This is a genomic window from Halocatena marina, from assembly GCF_023276375.1.
Taxonomy (GTDB): domain Archaea; phylum Halobacteriota; class Halobacteria; order Halobacteriales; family Haloarculaceae; genus Halocatena; species Halocatena marina.
The window spans coordinates 2,859,766-2,885,075 of sequence record NZ_JALLPK010000001.1; the positions used below are offsets into that span (position 1 = coordinate 2,859,766).

Annotated in this window: 13 protein-coding genes; 9 read left to right on the top strand and 4 right to left on the bottom strand. The window is 55.4% G+C overall.

Annotated features, from left to right (window positions below; all coding sequences use genetic code 11):
* A complete protein-coding gene (locus MW898_RS13390) occupies positions 1 to 1,365 on the top strand; it encodes a hypothetical protein (RefSeq protein ID WP_248908156.1) in 1,365 nt (454 codons plus the stop codon).
* 144 nt (positions 1,366 to 1,509) lie between these two features.
* On the opposite strand, the gene MW898_RS13395 is transcribed toward MW898_RS13390, so the two are convergent.
* Positions 1,510 to 2,142, bottom strand: coding sequence for a DUF7437 domain-containing protein (locus tag MW898_RS13395; RefSeq protein WP_248908157.1), 633 nt, complete (start codon positions 2,140 to 2,142; stop codon positions 1,510 to 1,512).
* Positions 2,143 to 2,277: 135 nt separating this feature from the next.
* On the opposite strand from MW898_RS13395, the gene MW898_RS13400 reads away from it, so the two are divergent.
* Positions 2,278 to 2,550, top strand: coding sequence for a hypothetical protein (locus tag MW898_RS13400; protein WP_248908158.1), 273 nt, complete (start codon positions 2,278 to 2,280; stop codon positions 2,548 to 2,550).
* A gap of 255 nt (positions 2,551 to 2,805) precedes the next feature.
* Here the strand turns inward: MW898_RS13400 and csa3 are convergent, their stop codons facing one another.
* Positions 2,806 to 3,459: a CRISPR-associated CARF protein Csa3 gene (gene csa3, locus MW898_RS13405; RefSeq protein ID WP_248908159.1), complete on the bottom strand. Its 654-nt coding sequence runs from the start codon at positions 3,457 to 3,459 to the stop codon at positions 2,806 to 2,808.
* Between the two features lie 318 nt (positions 3,460 to 3,777).
* On the opposite strand from csa3, the gene MW898_RS13410 reads away from it, so the two are divergent.
* The 7 genes from MW898_RS13410 to MW898_RS13440 are packed head-to-tail and all read left to right on the top strand — an operon-like array spanning position 3,778 to position 22,673.
* Positions 3,778 to 4,773, top strand: coding sequence for a hypothetical protein (locus MW898_RS13410; RefSeq protein ID WP_248908160.1), 996 nt, complete (start codon positions 3,778 to 3,780; stop codon positions 4,771 to 4,773).
* On the top strand, positions 4,770 to 5,696 hold the full coding sequence (locus MW898_RS13415) for a hypothetical protein (RefSeq protein WP_248908161.1): 927 nt from the start codon (positions 4,770 to 4,772) through the stop codon (positions 5,694 to 5,696). The genes MW898_RS13410 and MW898_RS13415 overlap by 4 nt, the downstream gene beginning before the upstream one ends.
* The gene (locus tag MW898_RS13420) at positions 5,693 to 8,824 is read left to right on the top strand and encodes a hypothetical protein (protein ID WP_248908162.1); all 3,132 of its coding nucleotides are present in this window, start codon (positions 5,693 to 5,695) and stop codon (positions 8,822 to 8,824) included. Before MW898_RS13415 ends, MW898_RS13420 begins: the two co-directional genes overlap by 4 nt.
* A gap of 1 nt (position 8,825) precedes the next feature.
* The gene (locus MW898_RS13425) at positions 8,826 to 9,686 is read left to right on the top strand and encodes a hypothetical protein (protein WP_248908163.1); all 861 of its coding nucleotides are present in this window, start codon (positions 8,826 to 8,828) and stop codon (positions 9,684 to 9,686) included.
* Positions 9,687 to 9,688: 2 nt separating this feature from the next.
* Entirely contained in the window at positions 9,689 to 15,220 is a 5,532-nt protein-coding gene (locus tag MW898_RS13430) for a DEAD/DEAH box helicase (protein WP_248908164.1), read from the top strand.
* 30 nt (positions 15,221 to 15,250) lie between these two features.
* Positions 15,251 to 20,707, top strand: coding sequence for a DEAD/DEAH box helicase (locus MW898_RS13435; RefSeq protein WP_248908165.1), 5,457 nt, complete (start codon positions 15,251 to 15,253; stop codon positions 20,705 to 20,707).
* On the top strand, positions 20,700 to 22,673 hold the full coding sequence (locus MW898_RS13440; RefSeq protein ID WP_248908166.1) for a phospholipase D-like domain-containing protein: 1,974 nt from the start codon (positions 20,700 to 20,702) through the stop codon (positions 22,671 to 22,673). Before MW898_RS13435 ends, MW898_RS13440 begins: the two co-directional genes overlap by 8 nt.
* A gap of 774 nt (positions 22,674 to 23,447) precedes the next feature.
* Here MW898_RS13440 and MW898_RS13445 read toward each other — a convergent pair.
* Both MW898_RS13445 and MW898_RS13450 read right to left on the bottom strand, forming a co-directional pair.
* Positions 23,448 to 24,500, bottom strand: coding sequence for a PIN domain-containing protein (locus MW898_RS13445; RefSeq protein WP_248908167.1), 1,053 nt, complete (start codon positions 24,498 to 24,500; stop codon positions 23,448 to 23,450).
* On the bottom strand, positions 24,500 to 24,838 hold the full coding sequence (locus tag MW898_RS13450) for a hypothetical protein (RefSeq protein ID WP_248908168.1): 339 nt from the start codon (positions 24,836 to 24,838) through the stop codon (positions 24,500 to 24,502). Before MW898_RS13450 ends, MW898_RS13445 begins: the two co-directional genes overlap by 1 nt.
* Between the last annotated feature and the right edge of the window lie 472 nt (positions 24,839 to 25,310).

The following is a 25,310-nucleotide window of genomic DNA, read 5'->3' on the forward strand; positions in this document are numbered from 1 at the left end:
ATGTCAAGTGAAAGCGCAGTTAGACGCATCGAGACGTACTACTCTCGCGAGACACTCGACTCGCGAGGGCGACCACAGACAACGACCGATCCGGAGTGGCGACTCTACTCCTCGGTTGTCAACACGACCGAGCCATCACCGGAGAAGGATTTCGGCCTTCGTCGTGGGCTCGGCCACGACAATCCGCACGATAAAAATCAAGCGCAGGAAACGCACGAGCTCACCGTTGAATACGAGCTTGAACGGTTCCCACACGACGCGGGGGGCAACTCGGTCGATCCGATCGGAGACGCGGCAGCGAGAACGGCCGATAACGAGCTGCAGTATACGCACTCGTTCTTGCAGATCACACAGAAAGATCAGATCCTTACTCGGAACACGGTTCATCGAAAGTGGTTCGACCGGCCGGATATCGATCCGACGAGCCATCCGTCCGGGTCAGATCCGGGCGCTGAGTCGCGCGATACGCGCAAGTATATCTATGGGCGCGGAGGCCGGCCGGAGGAGGCCGTGCTTGGTATCGATGCGAGTGACAACGCACTCTGTGTCGTCGAGTGTCCCTATCAGTTCCAGATGGTCCGGCCATACCAGTGGGATCAGCCCATAAACGGATTTTTGCACGTTGTGTCGACCGATCCCTCGGATACGGACCTCTCGGTTGAACTGGAAAATGTCGATGCAAGCGAGACGGCCTCGGTGACGACTGACGCAGCAGATGCGACCACCGCAGTCGCGAGCTCGTCCGAACTCAGCTCTCTCGGGACGATCTGGGTGCCGGACGAACACGTGGGCTCAATCCTCGTCTATGACGATGATGGATCGGGGGCGGGATCGGCAGGCGAGCCCGCTCAGCTGCTTGGGGTTGTGAAAGGCACCTCCCTCTATGATGGCATCGACTACGATAGCGGAACTCCACCGCTCGGTTCCGGGTCCTTCGACGACGGGACATCCCTCGAGGGCAAGCAGTACGCGATCGGCGCAGAAGTGCTCTGGAACGGGCGGGCGATCGCCGACTATCATCAGGGCTCTAGCCTCACGATCTCGAACGACATGGGCGAGGAGGCCGCGACTGACACCGGATTCGAAATTGCCCGGCAGGTCGGCACACAAGAGGTCACATCGGAGACGACCGCGTTTGGTGAGACCGCATCGAATGACAACTTCGAGGACTTCGTCGAGGGCCGTGAGGGAGAGTATCAGATCCAGCTCACTGACGGGAATATCACGCTCTCGAAGGCGTTCCTGTCGGAGGGCACACCGGCTAGCAGTGAATCCGGTGAGGCGTTCCTTCTGCCCGAATCGACGTTCACCGCACTCGAAGATATCGACAACAGCCGTGAGGCGATCGAGTTCAGCCACACATAGATTTCGGACTACCAGACACCAGAACCAGATCCATGTCTAACAATTCAGACGACGACTCAAGAACGATTGTCGAATCTCCAGCAGACACGGTCAACCCCGACTATATCGAGGAGGACGAGGGAGAATATCCATCATTCGAGGCGGTCACTCGACAGCGCGATGCTGACGGCGAACTGCTCCCCAAGGACGTCTATGTCGAGGAGTTCGGGCAGTTAGGGATTGATCCACATACGGATCATAGGAGACAGCGTCCTCAACGACATCTTGGAGTGCCGTGAACACGGTCATTCCCTCGACGGAATGGACACCGAGTTTCGTTGCTGCAGTCCGCTGTGTGAGCTCACCAGCCATAATCCGGAGTGTGTAGTGGAGTGCAGCAGCTAATTTCGCGATTCCGTGTCGTTCGACGAACACTCGGATATCCTCTGACTCAAGTTGCCGTCCGATTGCGTCGATCAGCGTGGGTGTTGCAAGAACGTCGCCGTGCTTGGTGTCGAACTGCAGACGAATTAGAACGACCGAGACCGTCGTTGGTGTCGCGTCCTCATTTCGAGAGAGGAGTCCCATCTCCTCAAGCTGGCCGATATATTTGTAGGTCGTGGAATGGGCCATATCGAGCTCTCGCTTGATGATCTCGATCTCCACAGGGCTGGTCTGAAGAATATAGATGTAGAGGCGAGCCAACCGTGGTGTATTCAAGAGTTCAGCGTACGTGAGGAGGTCGTTGAACGTCTTCTCGGGGTTCGACGCTGTCCGTATTCTATCATCCGTCGACATCACAATACATGTTCTATGTACAGTGTATTGACTCTTGTTGAACTCAAGAAGCGATAGCGCGGAGTCACCTACCTTAAGCACGAGTGAACGGTAAGGTGGAGAGGAGCACGTTCGTAACAGCGACAGTATCTCAACTTGGAAGAATGGAGTGTCACAGAAAGCACACTCACTGCCTGTGACGGCGAGTACCTCATGCAGTTCGGATTTTGCCGATATAAGAACAACACCGAACGGAACACCGCTGAGGACGGAACGGTTCTTGGAGCCAACCTCGGGATCGAACACCTCGTAGTTCCCACCTTTTTTGTCAGCAGGTGGGGGTTGACCCACACCTCCGCGAGTTCGAGAGGTAAGTGCCGACTTCAACAGACTGGAACACGAAGCGCCCACCGGACTCTCGATACCTAAACACAGCATGGCAAACGGAACGACGAATACTGAACCATTCACCAAAGAGTGTCTGTCAGTAATTCCCCAGCTATCACAGGGTAATTTCCGACGGGTTCTCTCGGTATGTACCCGGGTACCCGATGAGGTAGTCGACGAGAAACGACCGGATCGACGGCGATCTCGTACAAGAAGTAATATGATGAATGCCAAGCGGGGGAGCTGAACCTAGTCTGTCATCAACCCAACTGTTAACGCTAACGAAATTCGAACATATCAGATTTGTAGTCTACTCCACGTCTTCAGAAATACACGCCCACTGTCGGTTATCGAGACGTTCTTCGACCGTCCTTCCTTCGTAGTCGAAACGAGTTTTTCAGATTCCAAACTACTGACGTGGCGAGCTATTGTACTTTTTGACTTGCCCAATTTATTTGCTATCTGACTGATGGAAAGTGGTGTATCCAGAGCGTCCAGATCTGCCAGTAATCTTGCTTCGGCGTCCGAAACATTCCCTCGGAGATTCAACTGAGGAATCCGACGAACGCTGCTGTCGATATCTCCCACCTGCAGGATAGTGTCCACGTAGTCCGTACTTGTGAACGTCGCGACGGTCAGAGGCAGGAGTAATTCTCGAGCACCCCCACCGAGAATTACGATAGTTTCACCGTCCGACGCCCGAATGAGATCGGCACAGTACAGCGTTGTTTCTACAAAATCCGAGTACGGCAGAGTCTCGGTCCATAGGTCGAGACCGGGAACCACCTGTGTAAGAACGTCTTCTACCTCGCTGAACGCGTCGTCCCCTTGCTCGGATTCGGTAGCAGGTTGTAGTAACAAGACGTGATCGCCAGAATCGAGACCTTCACTTAGAACTGGTCGTACCACGCGACGACTGTCGAAACCCAGTGGCGCTAGATAGGTACGCATACATTTGACATCCCCTCCGATGATCCTTATTGTTCCGACTCAGTGCAACAGTCGGCACGATATTCGCACAGAACTGGGTCAGATTCTTCACCAAATGGACCAATTGGCCCAATTTCGCTGATTCGTCGTTCCAAATCACTGCAATTGACTCGCATTTGTTGCACTACCGATAGTTACTTGATGCTTTCCATGTTATTGCTAAGTTGTTCACACGTCCGTTTCCGGGCGATGGGATTGCCCGGAGCGGGGAGTGACATCTGTATAAAATAAAATATAAATAAATCGATATATTTATATCAAATACGATCTGAATAGTACGTGCCGTATTCCGTTCGAGGAGGCCTGAAACGGCCGAATCGTCCTGTAGCCACGCCTTCAGTCATCGGATACGAACGAACGGCGTCCATCCCACATCGACGCCAGACAAACTCCCAAGACACCCAGACGATGACAGACTCACCCGATACCGATACGCCCGCGTTAGCAGAGTTCATCGGCACGCGAGATTCGTTTCTCGTGATCCGAGATCCGCAACTCGCCAAAACTGGAACGCAAGCACGAGCGCAACTCCGGACGCTGCCGTTGCTGGCAGAGTTCGGCCTCGACACAGTCGCTTATCCCGGAATCTACGACAACGGATTGCGACTCGTTGAGTACGACATGATCGCGAACGAGTCATTGCGAGAGAGCGGCGTGGAGGAAGTCGAGTTTCCCCTCGTTCACTACGTCAGTCAGGAAATGCTGACCGGTGAACTGCGCGACGAGGAGCGTACCTTTGACGACCAGGACATTGTCCGCCAATTGCTGCGGGGCCGACCCTCGGGTGTCCCCTACGTGTTCGTCACCGACACGAACACGCCCACGATGCCCAAGCACACGAAGAAACCAGGTAAATCGTTTATCGATGAGTTCGAATGTACGGTCGCCGATCATAAGGCGCTTCTGAAGCGCTACCTGCAGTACAACCTTGACTCAGACCTATCGCTGTCAACGACGCAGAACCTGTATTTCCATCAGGTTTCTGCCCATCACAAGGCGGCGGAATTAAACGCAGACACCATCCCAGAGTTGTTCGACTACACGCAGATTCCTGCTGATAGTCCGGCCTGGGACCCGCTGTACTATCTCATCCGTGAGGACGTCGAAAACGTCCTCGAAGATTACTCTGAGCGTATCAGGGAAGCACTCCGGTCGTGGACCGAAAGCGGCCCGACCCAGCAGGTCGCCAATCGCATGCTAGACATGCTTGAGTTGGTGGAATTCGAGGGAGAACGACTCGACAACTATCGCTACCGCCATCAGGAGGATAAATGAACACCACATACACGCCGGCAAACAATAAGCCGGACAAGTTACTCACCGGGTTTATCTCGGTGCGAGCACCGGAACTCAAACACGTCTATCGTTCCCTCCAAGGAGCGACCAGCGTCTCCGAAGTCACGGGTAAGTTCGGACGCCCGACAGCGAAGGGGTTGAAGACGGAACATGTCGAGGACACGATTCGCTTCCTCAACGCAGTCGACCTCATAGAGAGCCCAAGCGGCGACATCAGGGACACAGTCGAGCGAATAAACGAGAGTCACTTCGAGAACCTCCCGTTCGAAATTCGCTTGCTGTACCACTGCAACCAGCAGGAAGACCGCCAGCGCCACTTTGCTGACGTCCACCGAGTCCTGATGAGTGAGGAGAGTCGAACTGTCGACTCCAGCCGTGACGACCTTCGGACAATTCTGAAGCGTGAGACGGAGTATGACTTCAGCTGGACCGACGAGAAGATAGATATGTGGGTTATCATGTGCGAAGGACTGGGCCTTATATCCGAAACCGAAGACGGGATCGTGCTGAGTCCCTGCCGAGTCTTGGTACACGATGCACTTGTGCTCGCGCCGATGAGTTCGAGTGATGATCCCAGCTACGGCGACGCGACGCTCGACGATGGCGAATTCCGTTTCGCACTCGACTGGATCCACGAGAACCTGTTCACCGTCTACTTGAACCGGTCCGGAACCCCGCGGGTACATCCTGCGATTGCAGACGTCCTCCGGAACATGGAGGATGACAAAGTCTTGTCCCTTTTAGCTCTCGGTGACGCGAAAAACGAGGTGAAACTGCCCCCGGCGAACCTCGGCGAGGACAACCGTGGGAACCGGCGGAGCGTAACCCACGTCTCTCTCCGCCCGCGTCCACATGCAATGGCGTACCAATACCCACTCAATCAGTCCTCGACCCATCAATGAACCAGCAAACCACTACATCGGCGGCCCCCGGTGACATGCCCCGTTACTGGGATGACGACCAAGTTGACCACTTCATCACCTCGGAAGCCCATACAAAGAAGAAGACGCCTGAGCAATTCAAGGAGACTCACGTCGACATCGACCGGATCTACGCCGACACGCTGACGCCGCTCGGTGTCTCGGGCAGCTTCGTCACGCAGGAGAATGTTCTTGACTCCATCACGGCCTCAACGGTTGGCGGTCCTGATAGCGAAGATGACCCGGATCCGAATCGGATTTTCATCCTGCGCGGTGAACCCGGTTCGGGGAAGAGCCAACTGTGCGAGTGGACAAAGTACCAGATCAACGGCTACGGTGCGGATGACGGAATTGAAGACTACGTAGCTCTACACGTCTCACGAAGCCAGACCCGGATGGATCAGATCGTTAAGACCCTGACCGAACCCCTAGACGTCGACCCCGATGTCGGAAATATTGACGATCTGAATCCCAAGGATGCTGCCAGCGCTATCGTAGAGTACCTGCGTGGCATCTGGTCGACAGAACACTTCACCGACTACGAGATACGGGAACTGACGGAACCGCGTGGAGACTCAAGCGACTTGCGGGAGATTTTCGCCAAAAACATTTGGGAGTACCAGGAAGCGCTCAACTCCCGGGATCAGAATCCAGACTTCAATCTTCTGACACGCAGCGACTTTCGCGCCCTGCGACTCCAGTTGAGTTTCAGTACCAAACTCACCGAGAACAAAGACCTACTCTACCCGGTCCTTAAAAACGAGGCCCACGAGTACCTTTCTCGTAACCTCGTTGGCGACTTCCAGGAGCAACTCCAGGAATACTCGGATCTGTATCTGGAACAAGGTATCCGTCCGGTGCTCATCTGTGAGGATCTTACAACGTTCAGCGTCCTGAAGGAGCAACTCTTGGACCACATCTTCGAGCTCGGCAGCAGCAACTACGATATCGTCCTTGGGTGGACAATCGGCTGGGAGCAGGACAACATCGACGACGCGCTCGCACGTAGTGACGCGGCGACGTACATGAAAGGTCGCTCGGAAGGGTATCTGACGATGTCCAACGAGGACGGTGAGGCGTACTTCCTCGATGATGACGCCTCAGTCGCTCTCGCTCGCTCGTATCTGGACGCTATTAAGCGAAACTCCGAAACAAACCGTATTACCGAAGAGGTTGAGGCGGCGTTTGACGGTCTGTACCCGTTCAACGAACGCTTCGTCCACGTCGCCTATAGACAGTTGAGCGATGAGGGCAGTAATCGAAAGACGCCACGACTGCTCCTCTTGCGGGTGGTGAAACATTGCCTCAAGTCAACCTGGCCACCATTCGAGGCGATGAAGTCGAACTCGTTCGTCAACACGCCAACCTTCGATATCGACATGAAGTACGACCAGATCTACCAAGACGTCAGCCGCTGGTACGGCGTTCCAGTCGAAGGCGGAATTGGCGTGAAGCTCGGTATATTCGAGACGTTCGGTATCGGCCTCCCCGATAGCGACGACGCATCCGTAAAGGGCGAGTACGTCGTGTTTGACAGGGGTAGGGGAAGCGCTGTCTTGGACAAGATCAAGAATCCTCCGACCCCGAATCGAGATGTCGACACGGACGATGAGGAAGCTGAGGAAGACAACGAAATCGATGAGAGCGAGGAGGAAGAGGGAGTAGGTCAGACCGGGGAGGAGGTAGATGATGTTGCTGTATTCAAGTATCCTGATCTCTCCGAGAAAGAACGTGAACAACAGCGTAAGTATCAGGAATTTCAGGACTGGGTGACCAGTGGCGAAGAATATCCCAGTTCGGACACACTTCACGATGGAGCTGTTACGGTCCTCGAACGCTGGCACGAGCCCACCCGGCTCAGTAATCACGAAGCTCCAGTTGATTCATCGGAAGACAGAGCGGCCGGGGCAATCTACTATACGAGTGGTGACAATATTCCTGTATCAATTCAGGGAGATCAGCAACGTCAGGCAAGCGTAGACATCGAACTCGAGTGGGGGATGGAGCACGAAGACCTCTACACTCCCATGCTGGAGTATGGACTATTCGACGTTTTCGATTCCGAGACGACGAACTTCGACCAACTTCGGGCGTGGACGGATACCAACGTCACCACGTTCAAGCGAGAGATGCGGGGGGAGATCGAGGCATGCCTCCCCGAAGAACTTACCATCGAAAAGACCCTCGTGCTGGCGCAATTCTTCCTCGTGAATGCCGCTCGCGGGTACGAAGTCAAGGACGAGTCGATTCCAACTGAAGTCGTCTTCGAGGAGTACAACAGCGACCAGTCCTACGGAAAGCCACTCATCGACCACTTCGACTCGAACAGTTCATTCGGGGAAGCGTTCGCGAAGCTGGCGATGTCATCAAGCCATATCGATGAACTTGTTCAAGGATTTTTCCTCCTCAAATCAGGTGTCGTCGACTACGAACGCCTATCGAAGGCTCGCAGTGCAGTGGCAGAGAACCTCGAGACCCATGTCGACGCTGCTATGATGATCGACATGGGCGACCTCGCCGATGCCTACAAGATTGGAACGACCAGAAACAAGGCTAGTAGAGGGATTACGGTCGCAACGCTTTTCGACCGCATCTCCGACTATGCGACCGAACTCCAGCGGCTCACCACCGATGAAGACGCTGACCACATCCATAGGTCACTTGCCCCCGTCGGAAGGTGGTACGACAGCGTCCACACTGCCGCCGACTTAGTCGACTGGTTCGAGACGCTGGAGGCCTGTCGCGGCGTGATGGACGTTGGCGACAAGAAATCCTACGAGGAAGCCCGCGAACTGCTCGGTCTCGAGGAGGTCGATGGCTCTCCGAGAGATCTGGGTCTCGCCTTGTTCCGCGAGGATGTCGAGCAGTTCCGGGACATCGATGACACGAATGGAGTGACACTCCTCGCCACGCTCCACGATTTTGCACGAAGTCGTCACGAGCAGGCCGCTTGGAAAGTCTACGAAGCGTTCGATGAACTCATCGACGACCTTCAGGACGGCGAACACGCCACCGGGGTAAACCTCGAACACCGCATCAAGCAACTTGAGGAGTACAGCAACTACGAGGAGAAACGTCAGACGATCCGCTCTTTAACGGAGGATCTCTAATATGTCCCGTTCACAATCGCTACCGACAGCTGTCGAGGCACTTGAAGGGAAGGCAAAAGAACACAAGCAAGCACAAAACACCCAGCATCACCTCTCGATTGCAGAGTTCAATATCCGCGAGCTGAATGGGGAACTCGATGAGCTTGCAGACCGTCTTCGCGACCTACGGTATTATAAGACGGTACTGGAGCAGGCCTTCGGCGGCTCGACCCCAACGATGACTGTCGATGCCATACAGATGGCGGAAAAGGCCACCGACGTCACTCAAGACGATCTACTGGAAAACGTTCAGAGTGACGACGTTAGCCAAGAAGAGCCTGTTCTCGACGAGACGGGTGTTGACAGCAGTGGTCGAGTAGAGGTGCAACTGACCGCCGAAGTCGAAACACAAATCTCCCAGATCAAGACGGCGAAACGCCAGATCAAAATGGCGACTGACAAGATCCAGACGCTGATCGAAAACGGAGACGAAGACACGAGTTGGCGTAATAGCAACGAGTGGAAGGAGAAGGTACGCGCCGCCGAAGAACTCCAGTCGATCCTCGGCAGCCAGAACAAGAAATTCAACCAGACGCTCAATCAAATCCGGCGGTTGCTCAACCGGGACTTGATGGATTCGAGCGATAGGGCGACGAAGTTCGTCCACCAATGGGAGCGAGCCACCAGCAATTGGGAAAAACACCAATCACTACAGAGTTTTGACGCATTTCAGGAGGAACATGATCTCTCGGACTCGACAGTCGAAGAAATCCGAAAGCTCAGCAAGTCGGAGCAAGTCACGCTGGCCGATGTTGCACTTGACTCCCTAGAGGAGATGAAGAGCGTCGACGAACTCGAATCAGCGGTCAAGCTCAGCCTCTAAACATGGATGATCCTGTCACCCGCGCGGAGGAGATGAAGGCGGCCTACCGCGACTACTTCATCGGCCGCGGTGGGCGTGCCGCACGGAGCATTGAGAACCGACTCGCAAACGGTGAGGACGGCATAACGGGAATGCGTGGCCCGTACCTCCAGGCGCTCGATATCCCGAATTGGAGCGACCGATCGTGGGACACGTTCGCCCAGTCGTCTCGGCTGGAACCTCACATCCGGCGTGCGTTCTCACAGATCGGCTTTGAGCGGCTCTACGATTTTCAGGAGCGAAGTATCGAGGCGATCCTCGAAGGTGACGACACCGTTATTACTGCCGCGACTGGGCGGGGTAAAACTGAGGCATGGCTAATTCCGATTCTCAATCGGATTCTGGAGACGAAGCGTCGTGGCGACGATGAGGAAGACCTTAGCGTCAAGGCCACACTCATCTACCCGACGAAGGCCCTCGCACAGGATCAGTTGAAGCGACTTCTACAGTACCTCTACCTCATCAACAAGCAACTGAAGTCCAAACACCGTATCACCGTCGGGATCTACGACGGTGACACCCCGCGTAACGTCAGCGAGTCCGGAGCTGAGGGATACCTCAATGCCACGTTCCGCCACTTCGAGTGTCCCGGGTACAACGACGACTTGGCGAAGTGCCGGGACTGCGGTGGCGGAGTCCGGATTCGGAACATGGGTACTCGCTTCAAACTGATTCCGGAGAAGGCTGACTGCGAGGATGACACCCCCAACGACGTGCCCCTGGACTTCCTCCGGTTGACGAAACACGACATCCTCGAGAACGGTGTCGACATTCTGCTCACGAATCCAGACACGATCAACTACCGACTCATCAACACCAACGCGGAGGACGAACACGAGCGCTTCGTCTACGAACCTGAATTCCTCGTGTTCGATGAGGTTCACACCTACGACGGTCTGTTTGGGAGTTATACGTCGATGCTGATGAAGCGAGTGCAGGAGTTACGCGAAGCCCGCGGGACCGACGACCTGCAACTCGTCGCGAGCAGCGCGACCGTCGAGAACGACGTCGAGTTGTTCCAGAAGGTGAGCGGCGCAGTGGATGTCACGCAAGTCAGCGAGTCGCCACGGGAACTTGAGAGAGTGATACCCTCAACCGTGCCGGATCTATTGCTCACCGACACGCTATCAGTCGAGCGAATCCTCAAGGCAACGGCTGACCCCAACGACGGCGTTCCAGGGCTGAATTCGTTCGACTACGCGTTGGAGAATGCGTCACAGTACGACCGCGACCGGCGTGAGACGCTCGTGACCGACGCCCTTTTCGGTCACCTGACCGACGAGAGCGACGATCCCACTGTACAGTTGGTCCAGTACGTCCACCAGTTGTTGTGCGACGAACCGTTGACTCGGCAGGAACTCCACAACACATTGGCGACCACACTGAGTCTCGACGAGGACGAGACGGAGACGCTGCTCGCTAACGTTCGCACCCTAGGGGAGTTTTCGGGGATTCTTGAGAACCGGAGTCACGTGTTCTCTTGGCCTATCGACGGCTTCTACGCGTGTTCGGCCTGCGACGCAGTCTACCGGTCGCCGCAGGATGACTGTCGCGAGTGTGGCTTCGGTTTCGTCACCCGATCGACCTACTGCCGACACTGTAGCGACGAGCACCTCGTCGCTTGGTATTGTCCGGAGTGCGACCAACTGGAGCCGTACACCCCTACCGAACATGGATCGGTCGGTCGGGATGAGGTTCACGTATGCCAGCGCTGCGAGGCTACCCGCGAAGAAGAGGTGGGAATGGTCCGATCGACGTTCCGACCTTTCCTCCAATGTCGCAATTGCGACCGGGTTACTGAGCGGACGACGACCCGCGAGTGCGACGATTGTGAAGCACGAACCGTCAGGACGGATCCGGAGATCTATACCTGCGTCAACCCAGCGTGCGAGTTGGCCCATCAGGCCGAGCGCATGTGCCCGTCTTGTAACGGAACCGACTTCCGTGTTGTTAGCTGTGACGCCCGATTCGACTGCCCTGACTGTGGGACAACCTACGAGCAACCCGACGAGGCTCCCGACCAATGCGTCCAGTGTGGTTTGGCCCTGAGTCCGAGTCGATACGTCCCTTGGGTCTGTACGAACGATGGATGTAGTCGGATCCATTTCGAGGCCGAACCCGAGCAGTGTGACTGCGGTGCTAACCAGTTCGTGAAACGGGGACTATTCGAGGTACGTCACGACCAGCACTGCCAGTTATGTGACACCATGTTCCTCGGTGATGAAGGATGTAATTGTGAGGATCCCGATGTTCATTCACGGACCGGTTCCCATCAGGCGTACAAGACCATCGACACGCAGGGGTGGATTCGTACGATGAGCGATCAACCGTCGGCGGTCCCCTGCCCCCATTCGTACGCGCGATACGAGATTGATCGTCGGTTCGACGAACTGATGCGAAGCCCGAATAACCTGGCGGCGACGACTTCGCAGTATCTGTTGCGGGCGGTTGCCGATGACGAGGGTCAGCAGGCGGCCAAACTCCTTTCGTTCGCGGATTCCCACCGCAACATGAAGGAACTCAGCCGGGATTTCTCGGAACCGGAGGCCGAGACACTGCTGGACCAGTTGCTGATCCGGGGCACCGCCGCCGGCGACGACGAAGATCCGTGGGTTCCGTTCAACGACGTTCTGGAGTATGCTGACGACACGATCGAGGATCTCAACGAAACGCTTGAACCGCCACAAGTGGCCCGGAGTGTCGAGTTCGACCTCAAGTCCCGATTGAAGAACCAGCCCCGTAAGCGGTGGGATGATGACGATGCTCTCCGAGACCGGCTTACCCGGCGTGCGCTCTCGCACGTTTACAGTCAGCGGATGGGCGAGCGCGACGATCCGCTGTCGGCGGTCGGCCTCCTCGACGTACGGTTCGCGTCCGGCTTGGACGCACTCTCTGCTGACGAGCGGGTAATCGTTCGGGAACTCGTCGATGGGGGCAACGGCTATCGCGTTGAGAACTTCGACGACCCGGGATCCGATCGTTATGCCGAAACAGTGGTCGAGAAACTCGTCGACCGGGATATCCTCGCTTACGGCCACTCCGATGAATACATCTCGTTCGATCCATCGGCGCTCTCGGTCACAGTCGCAGGCAGAGCCGACGGAATCGGGTTTGATCCCGACACCGAACGGTATTACACGACGCTCCAGCACCAGTTCGGACTGGATAGCGCGGCGACGGTACCGTCCGACGCCTCGCTCGTAGAGCGGGCCTCGCCGTCGCACCCCCGTTTCACCCAGCGCGCCCACCGGATCGGATATTCCGGAACTAGGATTCTCATCTCCGAGGAGTACCTAGGGACGACTGACAAGCGAAAGCGGCGGGAACTGGAGTTCCTCTTCCGTGAGGAAAACTACCCGCACCACCTCTCCTCAGGGCCGACGATGGAGCTTGGTGTCGACATCGGGGCGCTGGACGCTCTCTTGCTATATGGGACACCACCAAACATGAACGCTTACCTTCAACGGATCGGGCGGGCTGGCCGCAGCTCGCACTCGTCGATGGTCCACTCGGTAAGTCATCGCAATCCGATCGATTACTACTACTACGACAACCCCGACGAGCTCATCGACACCGACCCGACGCCTGTGCCCCTGAATGAACACAACGAGGAGGTCCTGCGCGTTTCGTTGTCCTGGGCCGTCTTCGACTACGTGGCAGCCCACTTCTCAATCCCTTGGGACGTCAGCCACCACGGCCGGGCCCGGTCGATCGACGGGGGAGATACCTACCACCGACGCAGCACCCGCGATCCGGTCGATCGCGAGGAAGCCAGCAAATTGACTCACGTCATGTCCCTGACGGCGAATACCTTGTCGCTGGGGGACGACGGCTCGAAACTGGCAGTCCTGGCCGAAGTCGTCGACGACTACAGATCTAACATCGGCGACCACCTCGCCGCCCTACTGGACTACCGGTACTGCGAGGACTGCGAGCGCCGGTACGTGGCAAACGCCGAGCGTTCTATTTGCGAGCGTGACGACTGTGGCGGTCGGATCCTGCATGCCGGTGCCCAGTTCGGACACCTTGTCGACGACGTCCTCGATCATTTCGAGGAGCGGTACATCACCCACTTCTCTGAGTACGAGCGGTCGCTAGAGGACGAACTGGCTAGCCTGCGCCGGCGTAATAGACAGCTCCGGAGCGAGCAGCAGCGTGCTGGCCCTAACGAACGTGGTCAGATCATGCGCGATCGGCGTGGTCTCCAGAACAGGATCAACATCCTCGGTGAGTACCTTTCTGATCTCGGGCATTCGAGTTATTTCGACTTCCTCCGGGAATCCAGAGAGTCAAAATACGACTTTTCGATGCGTAGCGTAGCGACGACAGCTGGACTGACGCTGGTCGACGAGGGGTATGACCGCCGGACGGTCGGCGATCAGGATAGTGGCCGGGCGATGCGAATGGCGCTCTCTGAACTCCACCCCGGCGCGGCGTACCTCGATGGTAGGGAAACTTACACTGTCGCTCGTGTCCGTTTCGACGAGAAGTCGGGATCGGACCTGCGAGAGGCGGTGAACGCGACCTCGGACGGCGAGAATCACTTGGCCGAGGAACTGGTCTGTCCCGCGTGTCACTCCACCTACGGTCACGCCGCAGTCGGTTGTGACTGCGAAGCCGACGTGCCACTGAAACGGCGACGACTCGCCGTGCTGGATTCGGTCGACGCCTACCACGACAATCTTCAGTTGACTTCGGAAGGCGACGAGACCCGATACCTGCACGACAACCCGAATCTGGGGGTTCAGAATACCTACACAGAACGTGAGACATCGATACTTGACTTTAGTCCCACCCGAACGTTCGAAGTCCGAACCGATGACCAAGAGCGACTCGGGACGTTGGAATATGGTGATTACTCAGTGCTCCTGCACACGGACGGCTACCGCACGAAGTACAAGTCTGGGGAAGTGGACGCCCGTGAGACACTATTCGAGGTGTGCGGTGAAGAGAACTGCCCCGGTGTCATCTACCGAGACAGCGACGACGAACGTCGGTGTAGCGCTGATTCCGAACACTTTCCGGACGGCCGTGGAGCGGACTCGGAGTTCGTCCGGTTGGGCTACCGCTACGACACGCAAGGGATCCGGATCGACCTGGATGACCGCGAGCTTTCACACACAATGGCACACGGCTTCCGAGTCGCACTCCAGTACCTCGGCGGCGTCACCATCCGCGAACTCGCCGAACACGTCGGTGAGGATCGGATCGATGTCTTTGAGTCACAAGAAGGCGGGTCCGACGTCGCCCGTCTTTTCTTCGAGCGGTCGGACGGAGATTTCCGGGCCTTCGACCGCGGCGTTGAACTTATGCGGAAGCAGTTCGGCTGCGACTGCGAGAACGGGTGTCCCTCGTGCCTTTACCAGTATGGGTGTGACGTCTGGAACGACCAGCGGTCGTTCGATCGGGACGGTCTCTGGGCGATTCTGAAGAGACATGGCCTCTCAATCCAACCGCTCGAGGAACGAACAGTAGAGGAACAGCTTACCGACTAACGACATCCCAAATATCCTACATTACCACCGATGGAATTTGACCCACTCGAACTCGCGGACACGATGCGAGAATCGTACGCAGAACACTACGCCAGCTCGCCCTCCCAGCGAGCCGTAAAGGAACTCATCTCCCGGTACCACGAAGGAGCGGGAGAGTCGCTTTCCGTCGACCTACCGGAGTTCATACGGACGGAGGGCCCCTATCTCCAAGCGCTCGATCTGGCTCGGATGAGCGACACGCCTTGGAAGACGTTCGCTGCCAATCACGGATTCCATGAGGACGTCACCCAGACGTTCACCGAAGCGGGCTTCCGATCACTGTTCGAGTTTCAGGAAGATGCAATCGAGGCGGTGATGGACGATCACCACACTCTCCTGACGGCTGGGACAGGTCGTGGCAAGACCGAAGGTTGGCTCATCCCGATTCTCCAGTTTATCTGTGAAGCAAAGGCCGACCAGCACGAGGCACATCCACCAGACAGCGTCAAATGCGTACTGACCTACCCGACCAAAGCACTTGCTCAAGACCAACTCAAGCGCCTGATCGACTACCTCTTCACGCTCAATCGTGATCGGTCACCCAACAAGAAAATCACGGTCGGTATCTACGATGGTGACACGAAACGCCGCGATCCGGATGAGCTGTCGTACCTCCAGACTACGTTCCAGTACTTCGACTGCCCCTGTGGCGAGTGTGACTCGTCGCTGACCGTCCGCCGGCGCTCGGACGACTCGTTTGTCGTCGAACCGTTGGCCGATCACGAGGATGACCTCGCCTTCGATTTCATCAAGGTCACCCGTGACGCTATCGTTGAGGCACCAGCGGACATCCTCTTGACCAATCCCGACACGATCAACTACCGGTTGTTCAACGTCAACGAACACGAAGAACAGCAGCGTTTCGTCGCCGAACCGAAATATTTTGTCTTCGACGAGATCCACGAGTACTCCGAACTGTTCGGATCATTCACCTCGGCGCTGATGCGACGGTACGTGCGGGAGCGTCAGGAACTCAACGGCTACGATAGCGAGGCCGAGGATGACCTCACGATCATCGGTGCGAGTGCGACTGTCGAAAACAAACTCGCTGTCTTCCAGCGCATCAACCCGTTCGTCGACCCCGATACCGCGGTCGTTGAGGAAGACAAACTCACGCTTGAGGCAGCCTTCCCCGAAACCATTCCGTCGGCGTTCACTGCGGAGGTACTGACCGACGACGACTTGATTGGGGGAAAGATCGATGTCGCACGGCAAGTTCTGGAGGCCGCTGCCGTGGATTCAGGTTCCAAAGAAGAAAGCGTCAGCGACGCCCTCTACGAACATCTTGTAGAAGAAAACGGTGGGCCCCTAGAGTTCGTTAGGGGCATCTACGCAACGTTACACGAGACACCGCTCCGACCGGACGAACTCCAGGAGCAATTGATCGAAACCTCGAATCTTACCGAGTCAGAGGCCGAGACGGTATTGGCGAATTTCATGACTATCGGCGAGGTCTCGGGTATCTTGGAACGCCGCGCCCATCTCTTCAGTTGGCCACTCGACGGCTATTACTCATGTCTCAACTGCGGTACAGTCTACGACACGCCACAGTCGTCTTGCACCGAGTGCGGCCACCACTTTGTCACCAAACTCTCGCTATGCAACCAGTGTGGCGAGGAATCCCTCGAATCTTGGTTCTGCCCGAACTGCGAGCGCCTCGTCCCCCACACCGTCACGTCCGAGGAGGGCCGGTTCGAATACTTCCAACGGAGAGAGTGCCAGTGTGAAACCATGAAGGGCGAGACCCCTGAGATGGTGCGGGTCTACTGGCGGCCATTCTACGAGTGCATTGACTGTGGTGAACGCCAGAAGATCGACCGTCAGCAGGAGTGTCCCTCGTGTGAGACGCCGATGGTTCTCGATGACGCCATGGAGAACCACGTCTGCTCGAATCCAGAGTGTAGCGAGACGGTGCTCGTTGAAGATGCTCGGGATCCGGCCTGCCACTCCTGTGATTCCACCGCCTTAGAACCCCTGGCGGACGAACACATCCAATACTGCACCGAGTGCGGGGAATATTACGAAGATCCGGAAGGCCAGGAGTGTACTGCCGCAGATTGCGACGGCGACCTGCAACCCAAGCGGTTCCTCGGATGGACCTGCAGCGATCCGGATTGTGGCGAGGTGTATTTCGGTCGTCCTCCGTCGAGTTGTGGTTGTGGTAAGCGTCGATTCGTTCGATCTTCACTGTTCGATGTTCGGATGGTAGATGAATGTCAGTCCTGCGAACAGACCTTCCTGCCGAACGGTGAGCACGACTGCGACTGTGAGGAACTCAACCTCGCCCGGCGAGCGAAGGGATACAGCAACTACCGGATGGTTGATGACAACGGCCGCCTGCGCGGGGCGAGCGACTTCCCCGGCGGACTCCCGTGCTACCACGAGGACCGGCGAGAAACCTACTCGAAGAGCGGACGGTATGACTCGATGCTCCGTGGTCCGGCTAACGCGGCCGTGACGACGGCGCGCTACCTGCTTCGCTCGCTGGCCGAGCGGGACGATTCGGCGACGTTCGGCGAATCGAAGATGCTCTCGTTCGCGGACAGTCAATCCGACATGAAGGAACTTGAGCGAAACTTCCGCGAACCTGAGGAGTCGTTCTTCTTCGACCAGTTGTTCGTCGATAGCGTCAGATCGACAGCCGACGGGACAGGGTGGACCTCACTCGCCGAAGTTGTTGACGCCGGTAGGAGCGACGCCGAGGCCTACGAAGCAGACCTGAAAGGTGAGACCGGGAAGGATCCGAAGATCTTCGAGAGACTGACTGGCTACGACCAGTCGGTCACCGAGTACCTGACCGAGGAACTCGTTTCACGGGTTCTCCCCGGAAAGTACAGCACGCGCTATCGCACCACTCAACTCACCAAGGAGGGCTTGATCGATGTCAAATTGAATGCAGACATCGAGAACCTCACGCCAGGAGAATGGAAGCTCCTATCCGAAAGCGTTGGGCAAAACCATCGGTACGAACCGAGCCTAATTGACGAGGTCGACAGTGGCCACGACCACCTAGAGTCTCTTATCGACCAGGGACTGCTGCGCCGCGTCGATGAGGATGGAAGCCGATACGTGCTGGTCGAGGAATCGGCGATCGAGTGTACGGTCGTCGACGACGAAACGCCGGTACACTACGTCCCCGGACGGGAGAAGTTCGTCACCTCGCTGCTGGCGGATCTCGGTGACGTTTCAGACGAAGCTGTGGCGTTCACCGCGACTCCCGAAGAACGTGCCGACTTTTCGCACTCGCACTTCTCGCTGACCGCTCAGCAGGTGGCAACGTCGGATCCGATGCTGTTGCTCGCTCGGGCGTACTACGGACAGACCGACCGGGACGAGCGGCGGAAGCTGGAGTACCAGTTCCGACAGGGTCGTTACCCCCACTTCCTCTCGTCTGGCCCGGCGATGGAACTCGGCGTCGACATCGGCGATCTCAACACGCTTCTACTGTATGGGACGCCACCGAACGCAAACTCTTACCTACAGCGAGTTGGACGAGCCGGACGGGCGTCCGGAAGCTCGCTGGTTCACTCGGTGAGCCAGCGTAACCCCATCGACTACTACTACCACGAACATCCCGAGGAACTCATATCCTCCGACCCGCAGCAAGTCCCGCTCAATGAGGTGAATCGGGAAGTGCTGCATCAATCGCTCACATGGGCGATCCTCGATTGGGCTGCGACGACTCGCTGGGTTCCGTGGCGTCGTGATCCCAGTGGCCTCGATGACTTCGTCGTCTGTCAGGATGATCCAACGCCCCGTACCGAACCGCCACCGAACGACGTACTCAGGTTCACCGAGTTACTTTCGACATCGAACTTCGAACTCCAGTTCGATGACGACGATGCTCCGCTCGAAGCGTTACGCACGCTGGTTGAAGAGAACAAAGATGAGGTCCGGGCGTGGTTACAGGACCTGCTTTCATTCGGCGTCTGTTCGGCTTGTGGGCGGAAACACGCTGACGGCTATGAAGGCACATGTCACCGGGACGGATGCAATGGGACCGTCGAATCGGTGGTGCAACGACACGGCGAGGCGATCGATGGGGCGCTGTGGGGTACTGAAGACCACCAGAGCTTCGAGGAATCTATCGTCGACCTGTATCACGTTCAACAGCGCGACATCGACAAGGACCTCGAAGAAATTGACCAGGAACTCGCTGATATTCGACGAGAAGAGCGGCGAACCCGTGACCGTGAACGGAAACGGGAACTCCGTGAGCGAAAGCAGCAGGTACGTCGCCGTGCCGACCAGTTGGACGACTACCTCTGGCGACTCGAAAAGATGGACTTCGGTCGATATCTGGACCGAGAAAGCCCGTCGGCGTTCGGTCTCCGTTCTGTCGGCGATTCCGTCGATTACCAACTCATTGGTGAGGAATTCGAGAGGATTAGCGATGGATCTCGTGCCAGGCGGATTGCGCTCTCGGAACTCCACCCCGGCGCAGCGTATTTGCACGACAGCGAGACGTACGTCGTCACCCGCATTTCTTGGGAACCCCGTGAAACGGAACGCATCAGCGAGCAGTTCGAAGATACCGCGATCTGTACGACATGCGGAAGTGAGTACGACACAGATACGGCCAACTGCGAGTCGTGCGGTACCCGGCTGAAACGACTCGTAACAGAGGTCCCAGAGCGGGTGACGGCCTACCGGTACGACCTCCCGATGAGTTTGACGCCAAACGCACGGCAACTTCGGCCGTCGAGCGTCTACCAGGCCGACGAGGAAATCCAGAGCACGTATGCCCCAGTCGAGACAGACGCTGGCGATTCGTTTGATCCCGAAGTGTCCTACGACATCATCGACGAAGACGGAGCCGTCCACGGACGGTTCGAATACGGTGACGTGACTCTCGTCGCTTCGACCAAGCAATACTGGGCCACCTACAAGAACGGTGGCTCTGATCCGTTGCCGAACGTCTTCGAAATGTGTGGTGTTAAAGGATGCAACGGTGTCATCGCGAGTGTCGGAAACTCTGCGTACTGCACGAGTAATGTCGAGCACGCGATTGAGGATAGCATCGCGGTACGACCCGCGACGAAGTTCTCAACCAAGGCCGCCCGCGTCCGATTCGATAGCGAGGAACTCGAACACGGCTTCTCACACGGGCTCAGGGTTGCACTCCAGTATATCGGGGGCGTCAGTGTCCGGCAGGTTCCCGAGTCGATTGAGGATGAGGGGACGTTGGTGTACGACTCGGACGAGGGGGGCAGCGGGATCACCGTCCTCCTTACCCAGGACGACGGCGCGAAGTTCGAACGCGCGACGCGAATCATGCGCGAGATGTTTTCGCCCGGCGAGTCGAAGTGCAACTGCGAGAACGGCTGTCCGCACTGCATCTACCAGTACGGTTGTGTCGAACAGAACGACCCCGACTCGTTCGATAAGGAGGAACTGCTCGAACTGCTAAGCCACGATCTGCACCTGGAAGTGAGAAGTGATGACTGATGGAGAACTCACTACCGTAGCCGAACGCCTGCGAACGAGATCCCCTAAGCGTCTCTGGGGACTCTCCCCGGAGAGTGTCTACACCGCACTTGCCGCAAGGTCAGCGAACGATTCTCTCACTGACCGGCTCTCGACACATGTTAGGGCCGAGATGCTTCGGACAAACGGTGAACGCGACCCGGAAGATGTTGCCAGGATCCACGACTGGATTCTGAAGGAGTTCGACCTCGTTAATAACGGCGAACCCACGCTGCTGGGTATGGTCATTCTTGCAGCCGAAGAGCCCCAACAGCTCGTGAGAGCGATTGCTGTGAACTGCCTTCGAATGGCTGAGGTGGTGCTTCGGTCCTGCAATGACATCGAGGAATCGCTCCCGCGACGAGAGTTCGATAGTCTCCTTGCCGACGACTGGGAAGAAACCGTCCTCGGGTCGTTGCTCGGATCACTGGGGTTCGTAACGAGCTATCCCGATAGCGTCGAACCGCACCACGAGCGAATCGAATCAGCACTGAACGCACAGGATGAGATCTCCGAGGACACAGCGATTGCAGAGGCCTACAGGCGGATTCTCCCTCAGCTCGTGGACGTTGAGGAAGAGCAGTGTCTCGAAGACATCGTGGAACAAGTGACGGGGGTCGCTCTGAGCGAGGACACGGAGGCGATGGAGATCGTTGCAGCGCTCGTCGACGCACCGACGGTATTTGTCGATCCCGACGAACTCGATGATGCGATCGATGGACAGCGTAAGAAATACGACCAGGAATTTCAGGTTCTCCGGCCGCTTCTCGCACCAACGAGTGAGTCCACTCTCAGGCGTGTTGATACGTCTAATTCGGTTGATGAGTCGGCAGTTGCAAACGTACAGGCTGACGATGGTAGCAAATTTCTCGTCAACGTCCTCGCCACGATTTCCGCTCACTCTGAGTTCGAAATGTTCGACGTTCAATTCCTCACCGACAGACTCTCGATGACGCCGTACGCAGTTTACCGGACCCTGTCGGCAATACCAGGCGTCAACTGTAAAGTACGTGATGAGGGAGTGATCGAGTTCGACTCGGTTCCATTGACGGTCGACGGAGACGACCTTCGAGAGGAATATACATCTCATCTCCTGACCCGATGTTCGAAAGTGCAACAACGGATCAATGCGCTGTCAGACGTTTCAGTGTCGACGTCTCCTGAACCAGTCGCTCTGAACAGGATCGTGGCTGAGGACTATGCTTCCCTTGACAACGGAGACGTCGCTCCGGCGTACTTCACCTATACGCTCGTAGATCCAGATGTTCTCGGTGAGAAGAAGATGGACGCCTATGTGGACGATTCCCGCGGACTGGGTCGGGAACGGGCTCAACTCCGCCGCTGGCACAAAAATCAACCGCCAGGATTGCGTTCGTATACGGCGATGACCGATCGACTGTTCAGCCTTGGACTGGAACGGGAGCTCGATAGCAAGATACTGCGGATCATGACCCCGTTCGATGACGATACCTTCAACGAGTACGTCTCTCAGATTCGGCGACTCCTCGAACAAGGCTTCGAACTGCGCTTACTCACGCGCCATACGAAGGAGGAATGGGAATGGCGACGCCTCCAGCGCAATCTCCTGAGCGAGATAAAGGATCATCGTAATCGTGTTACTGTTCACACCTACTCACGGTTCAAAGAGTATCAACGAGTCCGTCCCGAGATGGACTTCCAGAACCTCGGTGAATTCGGAATTCATGGGAAACTGCAGACGATCGGGCAGCCAGAAGAAGGGGCCGCGCTTCTCGGTTCGGCGAACTTCATGGAGAACAGTTACGACTGGAATCCAGAGTGTGGCGTTTACACTGAACGAACCCAATTCGTTGACGCCGCCATCGAATTTTTCGACATTGTCTGGAACGTTTCTGAAGCTGACGAGCTCTCAATCGAACGGTTACAGGAGATTCCAGACCGACAGTTAGTACCAACCTATTACAGTTAGCTTAGGAAATGTATTCGATTACCTGAATTGAGGCGTTAAGGCCCCTTCCTCAACGAGCGAGCGAGTAGGGTGGGGTAGTTCACTATTTCCACAGATGGCTCTCTTACAGTTTTCAGAAGGGAGGACTCGATTACCACCGATGGAGGATGGCAACTCCCAAGCCTCCCAGTTCGGACGACGAAATCGATCAGGATTCACCACGCATCCCACTACGTGGCGAGTCCGCCGTCCACTGTCGGCTAGGAGACCGAGGTACAAAGATATTCTCTGTTTATAACAGATCTGACTGTTCTCTATCAATATTTAGGCAAATGAAGAATACAGTACTCTACACCGATCGAATTCCAATAACCTGATCGCTTCTCAAATTGGCTTAACTCGACTGTGCCTATACGAGAAATCTATTGGCGAGTCCCTATTCATATGTTAGAATATAATAATATAATACATAAGTTGAATGACTTTCTTGAGAAGGCGCTTCCTACAGTCATCAAAGAAGAGATCCGTACAAACGAATGGGCTGATAGTCAAAGCACTATAGAATTTCGTGAGCACCTCGCAGACCTCACATTCGAACGGGAAGTCCCGGAAGGTGAGTATGATTTAGTCCTCTATGAAGAAATCAAGAGGCTTTTTTTAAGATTCAATGTCACCGCTATTTTGGGATTGCTCCGAGCGCATTCGTCGAGGCGTCACAGTATGCCGACCGTTATTTCGTCCGGAGCTCCCATTTTTCAATACGTCTGTAATTCCACGAATGAATTTATTCAATTTCTATTTATTCATTTCTTCTTTGAGTTCGACATATTGGCTAATGATAGATAAGGACCGTTCGAGATAGGGTTCGACGTTTGGACTCCGACATTCAAGTTTGAGTCGTTCATTTCGCCAATCTTGGCCCTCCTTCCCAGCCCAAATTCCATAAACAGATACTTTTGGTAGTTTGATGACGCCAAAGAGGATTGCGAGCATATAAATCATGTCCGCAAGTTCATCCCAGGAGGCTGTTGTTTTTCGTGGGAGTGTGTGAGGAAACTCGATATGTTGTGCTAATATTCGACATGACTGAGCTCGTTCAATAAAATTGCGGTCATTACTGAAGAGGATCACATCCTTACGCTCAGATTGTTGGTATTCTTCGTAGCCAGTGACAATTGCCTCATCTCCTTTCTCAGTCACTAACTCATCGGCATATTGGTGATCACGAATTTGACGATAATGTATCATACCAAGACGCCCTTGTCGATTCGCGCCGGAAGGTTGGTTGAACACTCGACTGAACGCAGATCCGAATGCCTTTTCCAGCGGACGGGTATTGCTGTGTTTGTAGTCCCAATCTAATTCATCACGGACGCCCGTAGCAAGAGCGAACCCGTTTACTGTCGGTTTGTAACCCCAATATCCTCGTTGACGGATACTGAGTACGTCAGCAATCCGCCACGGAAGCAAGTTTGTATCAAACCCGGCAAACACAGGTCTGTGTCCAGCATTCAGATCAGGCGTCCCGTGACGATCCAGAAATGTATTCACCTCCTCACGATTTACGAGTCCTAAAACACCCGCAGCAACGAAGCAATTTCGATACGCATGGACGCTTGGAAGATCATCCACGGCGGGAGATCCGTGTTCCCTGTCAACATCACCTCGATAAGTACTGTATTCATCATTTCTAGTTTTAAAATAGATTTCACTTTCAGTCGGATCAGTCAGTGAAAATTCAACCAATGGTCCAAAGTGGTCACTTGGATGTGTGATGAAAATCCTATTTAGACCTTCATTGTGAAGTGCATTCAGGAGTACCGAGAGTTGTCGACGCTTAATCTTCATCAAATCATCTCCTTAAAATCATAGAGAGTAGTGCTGGTTCGTGGAAGTTCGAAGAACAAGTGACCCCGCCGACGCAGGTTGAGATAAAGATAATAAACATGGTCAGCATCGTACCGCAGACCTGCCGCGAACGCAATTGCAGTCATGAATTTCCGTCCGGGAGTCACATCAACAGCGACCGCCGCGTCAGCTGCTTTTGTATCTTCAATTCCTCCCTTCACGTGCGCGTAAATCGCGTCGAAATCATCCTCGGAGTTCAGTGGCGAGATTTGGATATCTGGGTCGCTATGACCATATGATGTTAAGATTTCGGTGACAAGTGTCTCAACAACAGCCATTGTATCAGTTACCTTTGGTGTATTCAACATATAGACTCGGTCTGGAATATATCCTTCTTCACATGCAGCTAGTAACGGGTTGACCACTGATTCAACATTCGTACTTGCAGTGGTGACCCAAGCTCGATCCATGTATACTATCAGTATCAGGTCTGCAATCAAAATTTCGCCTTAAGTGAATTATTCAAATCTTGTTTAATATTATATGTTGTTGAATAGATCCGCTAATCCAAAAGATTGAGGTAAATGATTATGATGATTTATATCTAAATCTTGAACCACATCGAGTGAGATCTGACGTAAGGTTCGAAGATCGTCATAGACCGTTGACTGCGAAAACGTACTCGTCTCGCTGAGTATTAGTGTCAGTTATTCATCTCGTTTGAGAAGCTTCGAATAGTGGTATGCGAGGACTCACAACCGGCAGCGAACCCAATACCGAACTGAAATCACGATCTCTAACATCCAATGC